This is a genomic window from Tautonia sociabilis, from assembly GCF_003977685.1.
Lineage (GTDB): Bacteria > Planctomycetota > Planctomycetia > Isosphaerales > Isosphaeraceae > Tautonia > Tautonia sociabilis.
The window spans coordinates 46374-66054 of sequence record NZ_RYZH01000023.1 but is presented as its reverse complement, the minus strand read 5'-3'; the positions used below and the strand labels follow the sequence as shown (position 1 = coordinate 66054).

Annotated in this window: 14 protein-coding genes; 7 read left to right on the top strand and 7 right to left on the bottom strand. The window is 70.6% G+C overall.

The window, feature by feature from the left end; translation table 11 throughout:
• Positions 1–14: 14 nt before the first annotated feature.
• The 7 genes from TsocGM_RS13050 to TsocGM_RS13020 all read right to left on the bottom strand — a co-directional run bounded on the left by TsocGM_RS13050 (position 15) and on the right by TsocGM_RS13020 (position 10537).
• Positions 15–308 carry a hypothetical protein gene (locus TsocGM_RS13050; protein WP_126725812.1) on the bottom strand — a complete coding sequence of 98 codons (294 nt, stop codon included), beginning with the start codon at positions 306–308 and terminating at the stop codon, positions 15–17.
• Between the two features lie 60 nt (positions 309–368).
• Positions 369–1940 (bottom strand): acyl-CoA carboxylase subunit beta, encoded by a 1572-nt coding sequence (locus TsocGM_RS13045; protein ID WP_233578824.1) that lies wholly within the window; start codon positions 1938–1940, stop codon positions 369–371.
• A 27-nt stretch (positions 1941–1967) separates the two neighbouring features.
• Positions 1968–3482: a methylmalonyl-CoA carboxytransferase subunit 5S gene (locus TsocGM_RS13040; RefSeq protein ID WP_126725811.1), complete on the bottom strand. Its 1515-nt coding sequence runs from the start codon at positions 3480–3482 to the stop codon at positions 1968–1970.
• 85 nt (positions 3483–3567) lie between these two features.
• Positions 3568–4626: a methylmalonyl Co-A mutase-associated GTPase MeaB gene (gene meaB, locus TsocGM_RS13035; protein WP_126725810.1), complete on the bottom strand. Its 1059-nt coding sequence runs from the start codon at positions 4624–4626 to the stop codon at positions 3568–3570.
• Between the two features lie 7 nt (positions 4627–4633).
• Positions 4634–6838, bottom strand: coding sequence for a methylmalonyl-CoA mutase (gene scpA, locus TsocGM_RS13030; protein WP_126725809.1), 2205 nt, complete (start codon positions 6836–6838; stop codon positions 4634–4636).
• Complete coding sequence (locus TsocGM_RS13025; RefSeq protein WP_126725808.1) at positions 6835–8985, bottom strand: methylmalonyl-CoA mutase family protein; 2151 nt, start codon at positions 8983–8985, stop codon at positions 6835–6837. Before TsocGM_RS13025 ends, scpA begins: the two co-directional genes overlap by 4 nt.
• Positions 8986–9022: 37 nt before the next feature.
• The gene (locus tag TsocGM_RS13020; protein ID WP_126725807.1) at positions 9023–10537 is read right to left on the bottom strand and encodes a succinate CoA transferase; all 1515 of its coding nucleotides are present in this window, start codon (positions 10535–10537) and stop codon (positions 9023–9025) included.
• Positions 10538–12074: 1537 nt separating this feature from the next.
• Here TsocGM_RS13020 and TsocGM_RS13015 point away from each other — a divergent pair.
• The 7 genes from TsocGM_RS13015 to TsocGM_RS12990 all read left to right on the top strand — a co-directional run bounded on the left by TsocGM_RS13015 (position 12075) and on the right by TsocGM_RS12990 (position 19650).
• On the top strand, positions 12075–13652 hold the full coding sequence (locus TsocGM_RS13015; RefSeq protein WP_126725806.1) for a UxaA family hydrolase: 1578 nt from the start codon (positions 12075–12077) through the stop codon (positions 13650–13652).
• Positions 13628–15853, top strand: a complete 2226-nt coding sequence (locus TsocGM_RS13010; RefSeq protein ID WP_233578823.1) for a hypothetical protein — start codon at positions 13628–13630, stop codon at positions 15851–15853. Before TsocGM_RS13015 ends, TsocGM_RS13010 begins: the two co-directional genes overlap by 25 nt.
• Positions 15850–17205: a glycosyltransferase gene (locus tag TsocGM_RS13005; protein ID WP_126725805.1), complete on the top strand. Its 1356-nt coding sequence runs from the start codon at positions 15850–15852 to the stop codon at positions 17203–17205. The genes TsocGM_RS13010 and TsocGM_RS13005 overlap by 4 nt, the downstream gene beginning before the upstream one ends.
• A gap of 82 nt (positions 17206–17287) precedes the next feature.
• On the top strand, positions 17288–17422 hold the full coding sequence (locus TsocGM_RS27645; RefSeq protein WP_261341643.1) for a hypothetical protein: 135 nt from the start codon (positions 17288–17290) through the stop codon (positions 17420–17422).
• 23 nt (positions 17423–17445) lie between these two features.
• Entirely contained in the window at positions 17446–18495 is a 1050-nt protein-coding gene (locus tag TsocGM_RS13000) for an NAD-dependent epimerase/dehydratase family protein (RefSeq protein WP_126725868.1), read from the top strand.
• 229 nt (positions 18496–18724) lie between these two features.
• Positions 18725–19318, top strand: coding sequence for an FHA domain-containing protein (locus TsocGM_RS12995; RefSeq protein ID WP_126725804.1), 594 nt, complete (start codon positions 18725–18727; stop codon positions 19316–19318).
• Positions 19282–19650, top strand: coding sequence for an FHA domain-containing protein (locus tag TsocGM_RS12990; RefSeq protein WP_126725803.1), 369 nt, complete (start codon positions 19282–19284; stop codon positions 19648–19650). The genes TsocGM_RS12995 and TsocGM_RS12990 overlap by 37 nt, the downstream gene beginning before the upstream one ends.
• The last annotated feature ends 31 nt before the right edge of the window (positions 19651–19681 follow it).

Here is a 19681-nt window from a genome sequence, read left to right as displayed (position 1 = left end):
GCATCGACCGTCCGCTAGGCTCCGTGCGGCCCTCCCAGCCGGTGGGACGCCTGCACCGTCACCCGGCCCTGCTGCGCCCAGGCGGCCGAGCCGAGCAGGCGGATCTGCCTCACGTGAGCCCGCTTACCCAGGAAGGCCGCCACCGCGGCCGAGATCACGTAAACCAGCTCCTGGCTCACCGGATCCGGGGAGGCGCCGGAGGAGGCCGATTCGATCGCGGCCACACGATCGGACAGCCGCGCGACCTCTCGGCGCAGTGCCTCGACCGCCTCGGCCAGTCGGGCCAGGTCGTTCGACTCGGGGGGCATGGGGGCGTTTCCTCCGCTCAGGTCGGGGGCCAGACGGTTCGGGGAGAACGACCGCGAGGATCAGAGCGGGATCAGCCCGTGCTTCTTCGGCGGCCGGACCTCTCGCTTGGCCTGGAGGTACTCCAGCGCCTGGGCCAGGTGCCTCCTCGTGTCGGCCGGCTCGATGATGTCGTCCACCAGTCTCCGGCCGGCGGCGACATACGGCGTGGAGAACGTCGATCGGTACTGGTCGATCAGCTCTGCCCGCTTCGCCGCCTTGTCCTGGGCCGCCTCCATCTCCTTGCGGAAGACGATCTCGACGGCGCCTTCGGCCCCCATCACGGCGACCTCGGCCGTCGGCCAGGCGAAGACGCGGTCGGCGCCCAGGTCCTTCGAGCACATCGCCAGGTGCGCCCCGCCGTAGGACTTGCGGAGGATCACCTGGATCTTCGGCACCGTGGCCGCCGAGTAGGCGAAGAGCATCTTCGCCCCGTGGCGGATGATCCCCCCGTGCTCCTGCGCCACGCCGGGCAGGAACCCCGGCACGTCCACGAAGGTGACGAGCGAGATGTTGAAGGCGTTGCAGAACCGGATGAACCGGCTCGCCTTCGTCGAGGCGTTCACGTCCAGCACTCCCGAGAGCACGCTCGGCTGGTTCGCGATGATCCCCACCGACCGTCCCAGGATCCGGGCGAAGCCGACCACGATGTTCCGGGCGTACCCCTGCTGCACCTCCAGGAAGTCCCCCTGGTCGACGATGCCGCCGATCACGTCCCGGATGTCGTATCCCTGCTTCGGCTCGACCGGGACGATCTTCCCCAGCTCGGGATTCGGGTCGACGTTGTTGTCGAACGGGACTCGGGGAGGGTCCTCCAGGTTGTTCGCCGGCAGGAAGCTGAGCAGGCGGCGGCAGAGGTAGAGCGCCTCCTCGTCATTCTCGGCGACGAAGTGATTCACGCCCGAGAGCCCCATGTGCGCCTCGGCCCCGCCGAGCGCCTCGGCCGTGATCTGCTCTCCGGTCACCTGCCGGATGACCTGAGGGCCGGTGATGAACATCTGCGACCGCTTCGTCTGGATGATGAAGTCCGTCAGGGCCGGCGAGTACGCCGCCCCTCCGGCGCACGGCCCGCAGATCAGCGAGATCTGCGGCACCGCCCCCGACAGTTCCACATTTGTGTAGAAGACCCGACCGTACCCGGACAGCGAGTCGATCCCCTCTTGCACCCGGGCCCCCCCCGAGTCGTTGATGAAGATGAACGGCGTGCCCGTCCGCAGGGCCATCTCCATCACGTCGGCGACCTTGTGCGAGTGAATCTCCCCCGCCGAGCCGCCGAGTACCGTGAAGTCCTGGCTCGCCAGGTGCACCAGTCGGCCGTCGATCGAGCCGGCGCCGGTGACGACGCCATCGGCCGGCACCTCCTTGCCGGCCATGCCGAAGTGAACCTGCCGGTGCTGGGCGAACAGACCGAACTCCTCGAACGTGCCGGGGTCGAGGAGCGTGTCGATCCGCTCCCGGGCGGTGAGCTTCCCCTGCTCCTTCTGCTTGGCGAGGCGGTCGGGGCCGCCTCCCTGGCGCAGGTGCTCTTTCTTCTGGCGCAGCTCGGCGACCAGATCGTCCATCGACTTCTTCTTCGCATTCGCGTCGGCGCTCATCGCGTCGCCTGTCCTTTCTCGATCGGATCACGCGGGTTCGACGGTCACCGTGCGCGACGTGTCGCCGATCCGGACCGTATAGGTGATGGGGCTGGTGACGGGCCCTCGGCTGTCGATGGCCTTCACGGCCGGGTTGGCCGCCGCGGCGGCGGCCGCGGCCGTCACCGGGTCCTTGCCCAGGTTCTTCGGCCCCTCCGACCGCTTCGCGAAGAACTTGGGCGCCACCTGCGGGAACATGGCGTAGGTCAGCACATCTTCATCCGACCCATTGCACCCGTCCAGCGCGGCGGCCTTCGCCACCAGGTCGTCCCACTCCGGAGTCAGGTGGTCGGCCGGCCGGTCCGTGATCGGCGGCTTCTTGTTGTGCTCGGCGGCGAGGCGAGTCACCTCGGGATCGCGCGGGCCGATCGTCTCGCCGTAGTAGCCGAGCATCAGGTCGGCGAACTCTCCCGTGAGCACCTTGTACGGGCCCATCAGCACGTTGAAGACCGCCTGCGTCCCCACGATCTGGCTCGAGGGCGTCACCAGCGGCGGGTACCCGGCCACCTGCCGCACCTTCGGCACCTCGGCCAGCACCTCCTTCACCCGATCGCCGGCCCCTTGCTGCTTGAGCTGGCTCTCCATGTTCGAGATCATCCCGCCGGGGATCTGGCTGTCGAAGATCTCCGTCTCGACCCCCACGAACTTCGACTCGAACTCCGCGTACCTCGGCCGGATCCGAGCGAAGTGGTCCTTGATCTTCAGCAGGCGGCTTTTGTCGAGCCGGGTCTCGAAGCCGGTCCCCTCCAGCATCTCCACCAGCGCCTCGGTCGGGTTGTGCCCCGGCCCCAGGCTCAACGACGAGATCGACGTGTCGACGAGATCCGCCCCCGCCTCGATCGCCTTCATCAGGCTGACCAGCGTCACTCCCGTCGTCGAATGCACATGCACGTGCACCAGGGTTTCCTCGCCGCACGTCTGCTTGATCCCCTTGACGATCTCGAACGCCGGCTGCGGGCGGAGCAGCGCCGCCATGTCCTTGATGCAGATCGAGTGGCAGCCCAGGTCCTGCAACCGCTTCGCCATCTCGACGAACGTGTCGACGGTGTGCAGGGGCGAGATCGTGTAGCAGATCGTCCCCTCGGCGTGCTTCCCCGTCCGCTTGACCGCCTCCAGCGCCCGACGCAGGTTGCGGATGTCGTTCAGCGCGTCGAAGACGCGGAAGACGTCCATGCCGTTCTCGGCCGCCTTGTCCACGAAGCGGTCGACCACCGAGTCCTCGTAGTGCCGGTATCCGAGCAGGTTCTGCCCGCGCAGGAGCATCTGCAACCGAGTGTTCGGCATCAGCGCGCGGAAGGTCCGCAGCCGCTCCCACGGATCTTCGTTGAGGAACCGGATGCAGGCGTCGTACGTCGCCCCTCCCCAGCACTCGACACTCCAGTAGCCGGCCTGGTCGATGTCCTCGCAGGCCGGGACCATGTCCTCCAGCGCCATCCGGGTCGCCAGGAGGCTCTGGTGGGCATCCCGGAGGGCCAGTTCCGTGACCTCGACCGTGCGTGCCATGAGATCGTGCTCCGGCGGAAAAAAGAAACGAGAAGAATCATCCAGAAAACGGATTTTGTCGATGCTTCGAAACGACTGGGGACGGTCACGACGGCGGGAAGGCCGGCACGGCGGAGCGGTCGGCCGACAGGCCCAGGGCGGAGAGGAGCCGGTCGGCCGCCGTCGAGGCCGTCAGCTCGCCGTCCCGAACCCGGGCCTCCAGGCCCTCCGCCAGGTCCCGAAGCCCGGGGCCCTCCCGGAGCATCCGACGCACGGAATCGTCCACCAGATCCCACATCCACCGGACCGCCTGCGACCGCCGCTTCTCCGACAGCAGCCCCGCCCGCTCCAGCGCCTGCCGGTGCGCCAGCACCTGCTCCCAGAGGGCGTCCAGGCCCGAGCCCTCCCGAGCGCTGCACGGCAGCACGGGAGGGATCCAGGGACTCTCCGGCGGGTGCAACAGCCGGATCGCGTTGCGGTACTGGGCGACGGCGCGTTCAACCGGGCGACGGTTCTCGCCGTCGGCCTTGTTGATCGCCAGCAGGTCGACCATCTCGACCAGCCCCCGCTTGATGCCCTGCAGCTCGTCCCCCGCCCCCGCGATGAGCACGGCGAGAAACGTGTCGACCATGTCCGCCACCGTTGTCTCCGACTGCCCCACACCCACCGTCTCCACGATCACCACGTCGAACCCCGCGGCCTCACAGGCGATCATCGCCTCCCTCGTGTGGCCGGCCACGCCGCCGAGGGTCGACCCGGTGGGCGAGGGGCGGATGTAGGCGTCGTCCCGAGTGCTCAGTCGGGGCATCCGGGTCTTGTCCCCGAGGATGCTGCCGCCGGTCAGCCGGCTGGAGGGGTCGATCGCCAGCACCGCCACCCGACGCCCGGCGTCCAGCAGGTTCATCCCCATCGCCTCGATCAGCGTGCTCTTGCCCGCCCCAGGCACCCCGGTGATTCCCAGCCGAATCGACCGGCCCGAGTGCGGCACCAGCGCGTCGAGCACCCGGCGGGCCGTCTCCCGGTCGTCGGGCCGGCGCGACTCGATCAGGGTGATCACCCGGGCGAGCACACCCCGATCTCGGGCAAGCACTCCTTCGACGTATTGCTCCACACCAAGCCGGCGGCGGGGAGGCGGCGGGGTCGGCGATCCGGGTCGGTTCGGCATGGTTCCCTCAGGCGGCGCCCGCCGGCTCTTCGCCCCCCTCGGGGTCGAGCAGGTCCAGCAGCTTCAGCGCGGCGTCGGTGATCACCGTCCCCGGCCCGAACACGGCGACGGCCCCCGACCGGTACAGCTCGTCGTAGTCCTGCGGCGGGATCACACCGCCGACCACCACGAGGATGTCTCCCCTTCCCTGGTCGTCCAGCGCCTTGCGGATCGCCGGCACCAGCGTCAAGTGTCCCGCGGCCAGCGAGCTGACCCCGACCACGTGCACATCATTGTCGATCGCCTCCCGAGCCGCCTCCTCCGGTGTTTGGAAGAGCGAGCCCACGTCCACGTCGAACCCGAAATCGGCGAACGCCGACGCCACGACCTGCTGGCCTCGGTCGTGCCCGTCCTGCCCGAGCTTGGCGATCAGGATCCGAGGGCGACGACCCTCCCGCTCCAGGAACCGCTCGACCCGGCGCTGGACCGCGGCGATCGCCTCCTTGCCCTGGCCGAACTGCCGGGCATACACCCCGGTCACCTCCACCAGCTCCGCTCGATGCCGGCCATACACCTTCTCCAGGGCCAAGCTGATCTCCCCCACCGTCGCCCGTTTCCGAGCCGCGTCGATCGCCAGCTCCAGCAGGTTCCCCTCTCCCGTCCGGGCCGCCTCGGTGAGCGCCTCCAGTGCCGAATCGACCGCCGCCTGGTCACGACTGGCCCGCAGCTCGGCCAGGCGACGGACCTGCGCCTCCCGGACGGCTCGGTTGTCCACCTTCAGAACCTTGACCGGTTCCTCACGCTCGAGCACATACTTGTTCACGCCCACGATCGTCTGCACGCCCGAGTCGATGTCCGCCTGCGTCCGGGCCGCCGCCTCCTCGATCCGACGCTTCGGGATGCCCGCCTCCAGCGCCTTGGCCATCCCGCCGAGCTGCTCCACCTCGTACAGGTGCGCCCACGCCTGGTGGGCCAGCTCGTGCGTCAGCCGCTCGATGAAGTAGCTGCCTCCCCACGGGTCGATCACCAGGTCGGTGTCCGTCTCCTCCTGAAGGAAGAGTTGCGTGTTCCGGGCGATCCGGGCCGAGAAGTCCGTCGGCAAGGCCAGCGCCTCGTCCAGGGAGTTCGTGTGCAGGCTTTGCGTGTGCCCCTGCGTGGCTCCCATCGCCTCGATGCACGTTCGGATCACGTTGTTGTACACATCTTGTGCCGTTAGGCTCCAGCCGCTCGTCTGGGTGTGCGTCCGCAGCGACATGCTCTTGGGGTTCTTCGGGGCGAATCCCTTGACCACCTTCGCCCAGAGCAGCCGGGCCGCCCGAAGCTTGGCGATCTCCATGAAGAGATCCTTGCCGACGGCCCAGAAGAACGACAGGCGGGGGGCGAAGTCGTCGATGTTCAGGCCCGCCCGGATGCCGCAGCGCAGGTACTCCAGTCCGTCGGCGATCGTGTACCCCAGCTCCAGGTCGGCCGTCGCCCCGGCCTCCTGCATGTGGTAGCCGCTGATGCTGATGCTGTTGAACTTCGGCATGTACGCCGCCGTGTAGCGGATGATGTCCGAGATCACCCGCATGCTCGGCTCGGGAGGGTAAATGTACGTATTTCGGACCATGAACTCCTTGAGGATGTCGTTCTGGATCGTCCCCGAGAGCCGTTCCTGCTCGACCCCTTGTTCCTCCGCCGCCACGATGTACAGCGCCATCACCGGGAGGACGGCCCCGTTCATCGTCATCGAGACGCTGATCTCCCCCAGGGGGATCCCGTCGAAGAGGATCCGCATGTCCAGGATGCTGTCGATCGCCACCCCGGCCATCCCCACGTCGGCGACCACCCGGGGGTTGTCCGAGTCGTACCCCCGGTGCGTCGGCAGGTCGAACGCCACCGAGAGCCCCTTCTGCCCCGCCGCGAGGTTGCGGCGGTAGAAGGCGTTCGACTCCTCGGCGGTCGAGAACCCCGCGTACTGGCGGACGGTCCAGGGCCGGCCGACGTACATCGTCGTGTACGGCCCGCGCAGAAACGGCGGCATCCCCGGCATCGTCTGGAGGTGGGCCAGGCCGTCGAGGTCGGCGGCCGAGTAGAGCGGTCGGATGGGGATGCGCTCCGGCGTCAGCCGGGCAAGCTGATCGGCAGGGCGCCCCGCCTCGGCCTCGGCGGCGGCCCGCCAGCGGCCCAGGTCGGCCGAGGGCCTCGGGCCGCCGTTCCAGCCCACGTCCTTGAAGTTTGGGATCGCGCTCATCGCAGGGCCCCTTCCTCGCGCAGCAGGTCCCGGAGCGTCCCCAGGACGTCGCACCGAATGAAGATGAATCGATCCACTCCCGCCGCGCGATATCTCGCCTCGTTCGCCCCGGGGTTGCCCGCCAGCACCACCGTCCGGGCGCCGGCGGCCTTCAGGGCTCGGGCCGAGGGCTCGGCCATCCGCTCGTACATCGCGTCGCTCGAGCAGAGCACGGCGATGGCGGCTCCGCTGCTGGCGAAGGCGCGGGCGACCGCCTCCGGATCGGCGAAGCCGTCGTTGTTTACCTCCTCGAATCCGCCGGCCTCGAAGAAGTTCAGGGCGTAGGTCGATCGCGCGATGAACTCGGCCGGCGAGCCCAGGTTCGCGAGGAAGACTTTCGGCCTCCTCCCCGTCTTCTCGGCGAGGAGGTCGGCGGCCGCGCGCAGCTCCTCGAACGCGGCGGCGTAGGGGTGGACCGCCAGCGCGGTCGCCTGGGCCGGCGGCCGGCCCGCCGCCGCTTCGGCCAGCGCCTTGGCCATCTGCCCGATCGTCGCTCCCTCCCGGGCCGCCCGCACCGCGATCCCGGTCAGCGAGCCGGGGGCTCGGCCTGGGTTGCGCGCCGACTCGGCCAGCGACCGCAGGGCGTCTTTCCCCTTGTGGTCCCGTCGCCAGGCGACCAGCCGGGCCGAGGCCTCGGCCCGAAGCCGGGCGAGATCCGGCTTCGGACGCACCAGCCGCTCCTCGCGCACGTCAGGGTGCTCGCTCACTCCCGTCACGACCAGCTTCCGAGTCGCGATCTGCTTCTCTCTCTCCTCTTCGACCTGCGCGATCCGCTCGCCAACCCAGCCGCCAACCGCGGCCGCGATCATCCCGCCTTGGGCCTCGACCTCCCGCACGATCCGCCACGCCTCCTCGGCCAGCCGATCCGTCAGGCTCTCGATGAACCAGGAGCCTCCCGCCGGGTCGATCACCCGGTTCAGGTACGATTCCTCCTGGAGGATGATCTGCGTGTTCCTCGCCAGGCGCCGGGAGAAGTGGTCGCTCAGACCGATGGCGGCGTCCATGGGTGCCGTCGTGATCGAATCGGCCCCCCCCACGGCGCCGGCGAAGCAGCAGACGGTGTTCCGCAGCAGGTTCACCCACGGGTCGACGCTCGTCAGCACCCGACGGCTCGTCCGGGCCCGCAGGCGCATCGTCCTTCCCGAATCCGGGTCTCCGCCGCATTCCGAGACGACCTTCGACCACATCAGCCGAAGCGCCCTCAGCTTGGCGATCGCCCGGAAGAATTGCGTGCCCAGGCTCACGCCGAAGGCGATCTGCCGGGCCGCCGTGTTCACGTCCAGGCCGGCGGCGGTCATCGCCCGCAAGTATTCCAGCCCGGTGGCCACGGCGAACGCCAGATCCTGCGTGCTGGTCGCCCCGGCGTGGTGGTACGGCCCCGTGCCGACCTCCACCGAGGTCGCCTCCGGGTACCGAGAGGCGGTCCAGGCCGCCAGGTCGGCCAGCTCCGCCATCGCCGAGTCGATCGGCACGCCCAGGCGGCCCTCCCGCATCAGGGCGCCGATCGGGTCGGCGTTGAAGGCGCAGCGGACGAGCGACGGCTCGATTCCCCTGGCCTCCAGCAGCCCGGCCAGCAGCGCCGCCGTCGGCAGGAACGAGCCGCCGCCGTCGATCGACACCGGCGCGATCTCCAGCCGAACCCGGTCGAGCACCCGGTCCAGGTCCCCCAGCGAGTACGCCATCACCCCGTCCTGGCCCGCCAGGCCGACCGCCGAGCGGTCGTCGGCGTCCAGGCCGGCGCAGGCGGCGGCATCCAGGCGGAGCTGGATCGAGGTCACGCCGTGCTCCAGATCCTCCAGGATGGCGTGATTGGCCTCGATCGGGTCCGGGTGCAGGTGCTCCTGGCGGATGTCCCAGCCGGAGCAGACGTTCCCCAGCACGCGATCCCCCCGGGTCCGCGGGGAGAAACCGGGGAACCCCGAGGGATCCCCGGCCGAGGGCCAGTGGTCGCTCGTGTAGAGCGGCTGGATGTCGATTCCCTCGAAGGTGTGGCCGACGAGCTTCTTCTCGAACGGCGCCCCCTTCAGCTCCGCCTCGGCGTTCTTCCGCCATTGCTCGAAGGTCGCGGGCGGGAAGTCGGCGGCGATGTCCAGATCCTTGGCGATCATCGGGAACGATCCCCTTCGGGCCCTGCTCGGGAACCGGTCAACGCGAGCCGAACTGGGAAAGGTCGAGGTCGGGTAGCATCGCTCCCCCCTCGAGGAAGTTCGAGTGCAGCTCGAAACAGCGCCTCAGGTCGTGGCGGAGGTGCCCTGGCGGGCTCGACTCGAGGTAATGCATCAGGTAGTCCCGGTACGCCGGGTGCGCACACCTCTCGATGATCGTTTTCGCCCTCGGCACCGGGGCCAGCCCCCTCAGGTCGGCCAGCCCCTGCTCGGTGACGATCACCTGCACCGAGTGCTCGCTGTGGTCAACATGAGAGCACATCGGCACCACGGTCGAGATCCGGCCCCCCTTGGCGACCGACGGGCACATGAAGATCGACAGGTAGGCGTTCCGCTCGAAGTCGCCGCTGCCTCCCAGGCCGTTCATCACCTGGGTGCCGAAGAAGTGGGTGGAGTTGGCGTGGCCGTAGATGTCCACCTCGATCGCCGTGTTCGTGGCGATCACCCCCAGCCGACGGGCGATCCCCGGGTTGTTTGAGATCTCCTGAGGCCGCAGCACGATCCGATCGGCGAACGCGTCGAAGTGCTCGTACAGCCACGAGAGCTTCTCGTCCGACAGCGTCAGGGAGCAGGTGCTCGCCCCCGTCACCCCCCCGGCGGCGATCAGATCGAGCATCGCGTCCTGCAAGACTTCCGTGTACACCTTGAACTTCGGGAAGTCGGGGCTCTCCGCCAGGCCGGCGATCACCGCGTTGCAGACGTTCCCCACCCCGCTCTGCAACGGCAGGAACCCGCTGGGGATCCTCCCCGCCGCCATCTCGTCGAGCAGAAACCGCGCGACATGCCGAGCGATCCGACGGCTCGTCTCGTCCGGAGGCGCGAACCCCCGGCCGCCGTCCGGCTCGTCGGTGCGGACCACGCCGACCACCTTCTTCGGGTCGACCAGCGCGTGAGGCGTGCCCACCTTGTCCAGCGGGTCGTTGATCGGAATTGGCTTGCGGTTCGGCGGCGGCGGCAGCACCAGGATGTCGGCCATCTCCCGGAGCCGGGGGTCGTGCCGGGCGTTCAGCTCGATGACCACCTTCTCGGCGCACCGCAGGAACGTCGGCGCGTTGCCGATCCCCGTCGTCAGGTACACCTTGCCGTCGGGAGTGACCTCCGTCGCCTCCACCACCGCCACGTCCACCGGCCCGAGGAACCCTTCGAGCACCATCTGCGCGACGTGCGACAGGTGCATGTCGACGAAGTCGAGCTTCCCCGCGTTCGCCAGCCTCCGCATCGGCGACGAGGTCAGGTACGGCGCCCGCCAGCTCACCGCCTCGGCCTCGCCCAGCTCGTCGTCGCACGCCTCCCCGGTCGACGCGCCGCTGATCAGCCGCACCTGGAACGGCGAGCCCGCCTCGTGCAGCCGGCGAGCCCGACGGGCCAGCGCCCGGGGCACCGCCTTGGGAGCCCCCGCCGGCGTGAAGCCGCCGACGGCGAGCATCCCCCCGTGGGGGATCAGTTCGGCCGCCTCCTCGGCGGTCAGTTCCGGGAACGCGAATGCAGCCGCCATCGCCGTGGACTCTCCGGCTCTCAGGGTCAAGCGCGGTCGCTGGGCTCGGATCAGATCAGTTCCGTTCGGATCGGCCCCGTGCGCATCGCATCGGCCCAGAACGGGCCGATCCAATCCGCCGATCGGCCGGGACGGGGGGGAGAGCCCCGCCGTCGATGTGTCCCGCTCGGGAGGACGGCGTGCCAACCGGGTTCGCCCTCGGTTGTACGCATCGGCGGACAACAAAAAAAGCCCCATCATGCGATACGAGATCGCATGGCGGGGCTCTCTCAGCCGATCAGTCGCCACCTCGTCATGAGTGGCTTACTCATGCGGAGGATAGTCGACCCCGGACGCCCTGTCAAGCGTCCGATCCCATCAAGCCGGAGTGATTCGTCCGCGATTCCGGCGGCCTGCCTGTCCCGTCCGAACCGCTCTGCCGGCCCGATCCGGCGCGCAGCCGGCCTCCCAATCCCCTCCGACGTCCCCCCCAATGGTTCCGTTCGCGACCCCGGATCCAAGACACTCCTCGCCCCCCGTCAATCCACGCGCCCGGACCCCGACCTCCCCGCCCGAGCAACCCCGCCCGTCCTGGCATCGCGGGGCCGCTCCCTGGAGACACCGTCCTCCCCTCCCAGTCGGTGTGGGTCGTCCCGGTCCCGATCCCGATGATTCCCAGCAGTCGGGGCCCATCGTCCAGCCCCTCCGTCCCTCCCGACTCGGAGCCCGACCGGTGCGATCTTTCCCGAACCGACCGCCGATCTCCCCCGAGCGCTCTCCCCTCCGGCCGGCTCGGCCAGTCGTCCGGTCGCTCCTCGGCATCCCCCCGGACGGACGCTCCTCGAGCGCACTCGGCGCGGAACGAAGCCATTGTCTCGCCGAAATCACTGGAAGAGAAACCAGTTCCGTCGAACCACCTCAGCGCACCGATCGCGCACCGATCACCGTTCCCTCCCCATCCGGGCCGGTGCTCGACGCCAGGCCGGCCCCGGTGCCACCGGACCCGGTCGGTCCCCGATCGGTCGTCCGGGAGCGTCGCCCCCCATTGCGCGGAACGAAGCCAATTCGATCCCGAAGGGGTTTGACTGCAAAAGGATCCGACGATCATCCGAGACGCGCCGGCGGCGATCCGGCCCCGATCCGCCTCCGGGTCGGGAGAGCCGGCCGGCCCCGGCCCTGGACCCCCGCCTCGACCGCGATGGGGGGCCGGCCGAGCCCGAGATCGGCCCGGCGGTACGGCCGGCAACCGGCGCGGAACGAAGCCAATCGCACGCCGGAATTCTTGATGCCAAAACTCCTTGCGCCGATCATCCCCAGCGCACCGGCCGCGTTCCAGACGGCCTCGGCCCCGATCGAGAGGCCCCTCCGGCGTCCGGAAGGTCTCGGCGGCCGCGAGGCGAGGGCCCGGCCGGCGGCCCTCCCGTCCGGGAGGCTCTCCGAGCCGCTCGGCTCCTCCCCTCCCTCGCGGAGCCGGGGGGAGGGCGATAAACTGGAGCCCGGATCGAGGGCCGATCCGGCGGGACCCGGGGAGGCTTCCGGCGGGAAGCGAGGCTTCGGCATGGCGACGGCGATCGGCGATCGGGCACCGGCGGCGATCCGGTTGCGGAAGGACGACAACGTGGCCGTCGCGAGCCGGGGGATCGCCCCGGGGACGGCCCTGGACCTCGGCGGCCTGACCGTCTCGGCGATCGATCCGATCCGGCCCGGGCACAAGGTCGCCGCGGTCGACATCCCCGCCGGCCGACCGGTCCTCAAGTACGGGCAGATCATCGGCTTCGCCTCGGTGGACATCCCCGCCGGCTCCTGGGTGCACGTGCACAACGTCCGGGCCGACCTGTTCGAGCGCGACTACGCCTTCGCCACCGAGCGCCCGGTTCCCCCTCCGATCGACCGCCCCCGCACCTTCCCCGGCTTCCTCCGCCCGGATGGCAGGGTGGGGACCCGGAACTACCTGGCCGTCATCAGCACGGTCAACTGCTCGGCCAGCGTCTCCAAGTACGTCGCCGATCGCTTCCGGGACGGCTCCTGGCGACGCGACTATCCGAACGTCGACGGCGTCTTCGCCATCACCCACAAGGGGGGCTGCGGCCTCCAGTTCGAGGGGCCCGACCACCAGCAGCTCCAGCGCGTGCTGGCCGGCTTCGCCAACCATCCGAACGTGGCCGGGTACGTCCTCATTGGCCTCGGCTGCGAGGTCGGCTTCGCCAGCCACCTGGTCGAGTCCCGCCAGCTTGTCACCCTGGCGGGGGTCAAGGAGAGCGGCCGTCGCGACGAGCCCTCCCGCCCCCGGGTCCTGAACATCCAGGAGGAAGGGGGGATCGCCCGCACGGTCGAGGCCGCCGTCGAGGCCGTCCACCGCCTGTTGCCCGCCGCCGACTCCTGGAGGCGCACCGAGCAGCCGGCCTCGAAGCTCGTCGTCGGCCTGGAGTGCGGCGGCTCCGACGGCAACTCCGGCGTGACCGCCAACCCGGCCCTCGGCGTCGCCGCCGACCTGATCGTCGCCCAGGGCGGCTCCGCCGTGCTCGCCGAGACGCCGGAAATCTACGGCGCCGAGCACCTGCTCACCCGGAGGGCCGTCAGCGAGGAGGTCGGCCGGAAGCTCGTCGATCGAATCAAGTGGTGGGAATGGTACACCGGCGTCTTCGGCGCCGAGATCAACAACAACCCCTCCCCCGGCAACAAGGAGGGGGGGCTGACGACCATCTACGAGAAGTCCCTCGGCGCCGTGGCCAAGGGAGGCTCGACCGCCCTGGTCGACGTGCTCCAGTACGCCGAGCCGATCACCAAACCCGGCTTCCTGTTCATGGACACCCCCGGCTACGACCCGGTGAGCCTGACCGGCCTGGCCGCCGGCGGCTGCAACGTGCTGGTCTTCACCACCGGCCGAGGGAGCGTCTCCGGCCTGAAGCCGACGCCGACGGTGAAGGTCGCCACGAACACGCCAATGTATGATCGGATGCGGGACGACATGGACCTCGACGCCGGGACGATCCTGGCCGGCGAGCCGGTCGAGTCGGTCGGCCGCCGCCTGTTCGACCTGATCGTGGCCGTCGCCGGCGGCTCTCCCACTCGGAGCGAGGAGGCCGGCGTCGGCGAGGAGGAGTTCGCCCCGTGGTCGATCGGGCCGACGCTCTGACCGGGAGGGGCCAGGAGGCGGGGCAGGGGGGGGCCTCCCGGGGGCCGGGGGCCGGGGCCATCCTGCTCGTGGCCGCGCTCCAGGCTCTCGCCCTTGCCTGGCTGCTGGCCGAGCCGCTGCCGAGCATCGAGGCCCAGCGAGCGGACGCCGTCGCCTCCGGGGGGGACGCGGCCGACTTGCCCCGGCTCCGCCGCGCCGACTTCCTGCTGACGGCCGACGACCACTTCGCCCGGGTCCTCGCCAGCCTCTCCGACGTCGATCACCTGGCCCAGCGGCTGCCGATCGTCCTGGCCGCCCTCCTCATCGGAGGGGCCGCCCTCTCCCTGGGCGACCTCACCCTGCGGGCGCTTGGCCTCTCTGGCCGATTCCCGCCGCTCGCTCGGTGGCCGATCGCCTTCGCCTCCGGATCCACCCTGCTGGCCGCGCTGACCCTCGGCCTCGGCAAGTGCGGTCTGCTCTCCCCCTGGCCCACGAGACTCTGGCTCGGCGCCCTCCTGCTCGCCGGCGCCGCTGCCCGAGCCCGAGACCTCGTCCGCTCCCATCCTGCCGGTCCCGCTCCCCAGCGGAGCGGGGCCGGGAGATCGGCAGCGGCCCGACGGCCGGACTCCCAGAAGCGTTCCCCCTGGCCGATCCTTGGCCTCGGCCTGATCCTCTCCCCGGTCCTCCTGCTGATGGCCCTGGGGGCCATGCAGCCGACGATCGAGTTCGACGCCCTCGAGTACCACCTCCAGGGGCCGAAGGAGTACCACCAGCTCGGCCGGATCGCCTTCCTGCCGCACAATGTGTACACAAGCATGCCCTCGGCGGTGGAGATGCTCCACCTGCTGGGGATGACCGTGCTCGATGACTGGTGGCTCGGCGCCCTGGTCGGACAGCTCCTGATCGCCGCGTTCGCTCCGGTTTCGGCGGCGCTGGTGGCCTCGGCGGCCTGGCGATGGGGATCGGGCCGAGCGGCCTGGGTGGCGGGGCTGGTCTACCTGACGACGCCCTGGGTCGCCCGCCTGGCGACCTTCCCGTTCGTCGAGGGCCCGCTCTGCGCCTTCCATGCGGGGCTGGTGGTCGTCTCGGGACTGGCGTGGTCGGGCCCGGAAGAGGACCGGAAGCGGTTGGCCCTCTGGGTCCTCGCCGGCCTGCTGGCGGGAGGAGCGATGGCCAGCAAGTACCCGGGGTTGGTGTCGGCCGTCGTCCCGTTCGGCCTGGTGGCGGCGGCGTCGGCGATCCGGGAGAGGTCGTGGCGGATCCCGTTCGCCTTCGCGGCGGGAGTCTCGGTGGCGGTCGGCCCCTGGCTGGTCCGGAATGTGGTCGACACGGGGAACCCGGTCTACCCGCTCGCCTTCGGGATCTTCGGCGGGAACGACTGGGACGCCGACCTCGACGCCAAGTGGTGGGCCGCCCACGGGCCGAGGCCGACCTCCCCGGCGGCCCTGGCCTCGGCGGCGATCGACGTGGCCGGGAGGTCGGACTGGCAGTCGCCGCTCTACGCCCTGCTCGTACCGCTGGCGCTGCTTCGGCCGGGCTCTCGACGGTTCTCGGGGGTGCTGCTGGCCTATGTTGCCTACCTGTTCGCGACCTGGTTCCTGATGACTCACCGGCTCGACCGCTTCTGGCTCCCCCTGCTGCCGGCGGCGGCAGTGCTGGCGGGGATCGGGGCGGATTGGACCCGGCGCCCTCCCTGGCCGGTCTGGCTGGGGACGGTCCTGGCGTCGGGGACGCTCGCGAACCTGCTGTTCCTCACCACCCCCCTCTGCATGCCGACCGACTGGCTCGCCGACCTGCCCCGGCTCCGCCGAGAGGTTGCCGAGGCGGCCAACCCTCCCCTGGCCCGGCTTGACGAGGCCCTGCCTCCGGAGGCGGTCCCCCTGATCGTCGGCCAGGCGGCCGTCTTCCCGATGAACCGGCCGATCCGATACAGCACGGTCTTCGACCGGGAGCTGCTGGAGCAGGTCGTCTCCGGGAGATCCCCGTCGGAGATCGCCGCCGAGCTGAACCGGCTGGGGGTTTCTCACATCTACGTGGACTGGGTCGAGATCGCCCGGCACAACAAGCCGGGGGGGTACGGGTTCTCGCCGGTCGTGACGAGAGCCCTGTTCGACCGCCTCGTGACGGCCGGGGTGCTGGCGCCGCCGACGGCGATCGGCCCCGATCACCAGCTCTACCGCGTGCTCTGGCCGACGGCCCCGGAGGACGAGCGCTCCCCATGAACATCGGAACCGGCCCCCAGCTCGATCGCCTCCAGGACGCCGACCAGGGCGCCCCCCGACCCTCGGGGAAGCGCATTCTCCTGGCCACCTTCGGCTCGCTGGGGGACGTCCACCCGTATCTCGCCGTCGCCCGGGAGCTGAAGCGGCGCGGGCACCGGCCGGTGATCGCCACCAGCGGCTACTGGCGGGAGAAGGTCGAATCGGAGGGGATCGACTTCGCCGCCGTCCGCCCCGACGCTCCGGATCCGAGCACGATGCACGCCTTCATCGCCCGCCTCTTCGACCCGAAGCGGGGCCCGAAGGTCGTGATCGCCGAGCTGATGATGCCCGCCCTCCGCGCGTCGTTCGCCGACACCCGGGCGGCGGCCGAGGGGGCGGACCTGCTCGTCTCGCACCCGCTGACCTTCACTGTGAGGCTGGTGGCGGAGCGGGAGGGGATTCCCTGGGCGTCTTCGGTGCTGGCGCCGCTCTCCTTCCTGTCGGCGCACGACCCGCCGACGATGCCGGCCCTGCCGGCCCTGGCGAGGCTCCGTCGGCTCGGGCCGAGGTTCCACCGGCTGCTGTTCCGGCTCGCCCGACGGGCGGTTGAGCCCTGGGGGCGTCCCTGGCATCGGCTGAGGGCGGAGCTGGGCCTGCCGAGGACGGCCGAGAACCCCGTCCTCGAGGGGCAGCACGCGCCCGACCTCGTGCTGGCGATGTACTCCCGGCTGCTCGGGCCGCCGCAGCCGGACTGGCCGGCGAACGTCGCCGTCACCGGGTTCGCCTTCCACGACCGGGACTCGGCCGAGGACGTGACGCCCGAGGAGATCGGGAGGTTCCTCGACGCCGGCCCGCCGCCGGTGGCCTTCACGCTGGGCTCGTCGGCGGTCTGGTCCCCCGGCCGGTTCTACGACGAGAGCCTGGAGGCGATCCGACGCGTTGGCTGCCGGGCGATCCTGCTGATGGGCCCCCGGGGGGCCAACGCCCTGCCGAGTCGGCTGCCCGAGGGGGTCGCCGCGTTTGGCTACGCCCCGTATTCGAGCCTCTTCCCCCGCTGCGCCGCCGTCGTCCACCAGGGGGGAGTCGGGACGACCGCCCAGGCGATGCGGTCGGGCCGCCCGATGCTGGTCGTTCCCTTCGGTTTCGACCAGTTCGACAACGCCGACCGCGTCCGACGGCTCGGGATCGGCCAGACGCTCTCCCGGTCGCGATACACTGCGGGCCGGGCCGCCGAGGCCCTCCGCCGGCTGCTGGGCGACCCCGAGATCTCCTCCCGAGCCGCCGAGGTCGGAGCCGCCGTCCGGGACGAGGACGGCCCCGCCGCCGCCAGCGACGCCATCGAGTCGCTCTTGTCCCGTTTGGCGAGGAGATGATATGCCAGGGTCGTCCTCCTCTCCCTCGGGATCGTCTCCGCCCCCCGCCGGGCTCCGCCGATCGCCTCCTGGAGCAGCCCCGATGCCCTCAATCGCCTCGCCTCCCCGCATCACCGCCGACGGAATCGAGGCCAAGAACCTCGGCGAGGGGGGCCGGATCGACCGGCTCGACGTCCTGCCCGGCGTCTGCCGCCGGGTGGGCGAGTTCCCAGGATGACCAGCAGCCCGGAGCCCCGAATCATGGAAGACCTGACCATCGTCACCGGAGGAGCCGGGTTCATCGGCAGCCACCTGGTCGAACGGCTGGACGCCGAGGGGGAGCGGGTTCGGGTCGTCGAGCGGCCCGGGGCCGACGTCTCCCACCTGCCGGGCTCGGTGGAGGTCGTCTTCGCCGACATCCGGGATCCCGAGGCCGTCCGCCGAGCGGTGGCCGGCGGGAGGAGGGTCTACCACCTGGCGGCGAACCCCAACCTCTGGGTGCTCGACCGCTCGGAGTTCGACGCGGTCAACCATCGGGGGGCGGTCCTCGTGATCGACGCCGCCCTGGAGGCCGGGGCCGAGCGGGTCCTGCACTGCAGCACCGAGAGCATCCTGACCCGGGCCCGGGCCGCTGGGCCGATCGCCGAGGACGTGGAGGTGACCGATCGGGACGCGGTCGGCCCCTACTGCCTGTCGAAGCTGCGGGCCGAGCGAGCGGCCCTGGAGCGGGCCCGGGCCGGGGCGCCGGTGGTGGTCGCCAACCCGACGATGCCGGTCGGGCCGGGGGACCGGGGGTGCTCGCCGCCGACCCGGCTGATCTGGGACTTCTGCGCCGGCCGGCTGCCGGCGGTCATGGACTGCACGCTCAACCTGATCGACGTGAGGGACGCGGCCGAGGGCCTGCTCCGAACGATGCGCCTCGGCCAGCCGGGGAGGCGATACCTGCTGGGGGGGGAGAACCTCTCGCTGCTGGGAATCCTGGAGATCCTGGGGGAGATCTGCGACCGCCGCCCTCCCCGGCTGCGCGTCCCGTACGGGGTGGCCCTGGCGGCCGCCTATCTCAGCGAATTCTGGTCGGACCACATCAGCGGCCGAGCCCCGCAGGCGACGGTCACGGGGGTGCGGCTGACACGCAGATCCATGCATTTCGATGCGTCGAGGAGCCTGCGTGAACTGGGGCTCGCGCCGCGCCCGGTGCGGGGATCGCTCGCCGAAGCGGTGCGATGGCTCGAGCAGAGGGGGGGGCCGAGTGCCGGGGCGTCTCGGAATCCGGCACGCGAGTTGCCCGGGAATTCACCAGCACCCGCTTGACGTCCGGTCCCGGCGATGCAGAATAAAATGGCGACCCGATGCGTCTCGGCCGCCGGCACCGGCCCTTCGACACCGCAGGCCGTCCACTTGGGAAATTGGATTTTCTCGGTGGATCCGGCTGGGGGGCACGGCTAGAATGCCAATCAATCGGCCTCTGAGCGAAGGCGGCCAGTCCTGCCGGGCCGCCGGCCTTGTCTGTGACCATCTAGGCGGCCGGGGGCGAAGTCCCATGCCCATTCGCCTCGTAGCCCTCGATGAAGGGCCCGACATCACGATTGATCGGGCTATGATCATCGTCGGGCGCCATCCTCAATGTGACGCGCGGCTCGACTCGATCCGCGTCTCCCGCCGCCATTGTTGCATGATGCAGGACAAGGAGAACGGCGACATCATCGTCCGGGACCTTGGCAGCACCAATGGGATCCGGATCAACGGGCAGCGGGTCGAGATGGGCAAGCTCCGGGCCGGCGACGAGTTGTCGATCGCCCACATCCGGTTTCGGCTCGAGGCGGGCCACGCCGAGGAGCTGACCCTGGCCGAGACGATGCCGGCCGACCACGCCTCGCTGGCCAGCCACCCCGGGGTGGCCGCCCCCCCTCGGGTCCCCACCTCCAGCACGGCCGCCTCTTCCGAGAACCCGCTGGCGGCCGCCGTCCGGGAGTTGCTGCCGGCCGCGATGGCCGAACGCTGTCGCATCCAGGTCATCGTCCAGATGCCCCAAGACGACGGCGACTCGGCCCCCGAAGAGCCGGACGCCGAGGCGCAGACCCCGGAGTCCGATGAGCCATGTCCGTCCGACTCGTCCCCCTCATCCCGGGGGTGATCCGGCCAATTCCGCTGGAGCGGCCCGTTCTGCTGATTGGGCGCCACCTGGAGTGTGACGCTCATCTCCCCCACCCGCGCGTCTCCCGGCGCCACTGCTGTATCGCCCAGGTCGCCGGCCGGCTGGTGATCCGCGATCTCGGCAGCCGGACGGGAGTGCGGATCAACGGCCTCACTATCGACGAAGCCGCGCTGGAGCCTGGCGACGAGGTCGCCATCGGCCCCCTTGTCTTCCGGCTCGAAGGACCCGAGGCCGTCCCCTCCCCGGGCGCGGGTCCCGCCCCCTTCTCCCCTCCCGCCGACGACGACCTGATTCCCCTGGAGGACGATTGAATCGCCGCACGATCAATTCGGGAACCTTTTG

Coding starts and splice junctions, on each gene's coding strand:
- TsocGM_RS13050 (WP_126725812.1), bottom strand. CDS start 308: ATGCCCCCCGAGTCGAACGACCTGGCCCGACTGGCCGAGGCGGTCGAG.
- TsocGM_RS13045 (WP_233578824.1), bottom strand. CDS start 1,940: ATGAGCGCCGACGCGAATGCGAAGAAGAAGTCGATGGACGATCTGGTC.
- TsocGM_RS13040 (WP_126725811.1), bottom strand. CDS start 3,482: ATGGCACGCACGGTCGAGGTCACGGAACTGGCCCTCCGGGATGCCCAC.
- meaB (WP_126725810.1), bottom strand. CDS start 4,626: ATGCCGAACCGACCCGGATCGCCGACCCCGCCGCCTCCCCGCCGCCGG.
- scpA (WP_126725809.1), bottom strand. CDS start 6,838: ATGAGCGCGATCCCAAACTTCAAGGACGTGGGCTGGAACGGCGGCCCG.
- TsocGM_RS13025 (WP_126725808.1), bottom strand. CDS start 8,985: ATGATCGCCAAGGATCTGGACATCGCCGCCGACTTCCCGCCCGCGACC.
- TsocGM_RS13020 (WP_126725807.1), bottom strand. CDS start 10,537: ATGGCGGCTGCATTCGCGTTCCCGGAACTGACCGCCGAGGAGGCGGCC.
- TsocGM_RS13015 (WP_126725806.1), top strand. CDS start 12,075: ATGGCGACGGCGATCGGCGATCGGGCACCGGCGGCGATCCGGTTGCGG.
- TsocGM_RS13005 (WP_126725805.1), top strand. CDS start 15,850: ATGAACATCGGAACCGGCCCCCAGCTCGATCGCCTCCAGGACGCCGAC.
- TsocGM_RS27645 (WP_261341643.1), top strand. CDS start 17,288: ATGCCCTCAATCGCCTCGCCTCCCCGCATCACCGCCGACGGAATCGAG.
- TsocGM_RS13000 (WP_126725868.1), top strand. CDS start 17,446: ATGGAAGACCTGACCATCGTCACCGGAGGAGCCGGGTTCATCGGCAGC.
- TsocGM_RS12995 (WP_126725804.1), top strand. CDS start 18,725: ATGCCCATTCGCCTCGTAGCCCTCGATGAAGGGCCCGACATCACGATT.
- TsocGM_RS12990 (WP_126725803.1), top strand. CDS start 19,282: ATGTCCGTCCGACTCGTCCCCCTCATCCCGGGGGTGATCCGGCCAATT.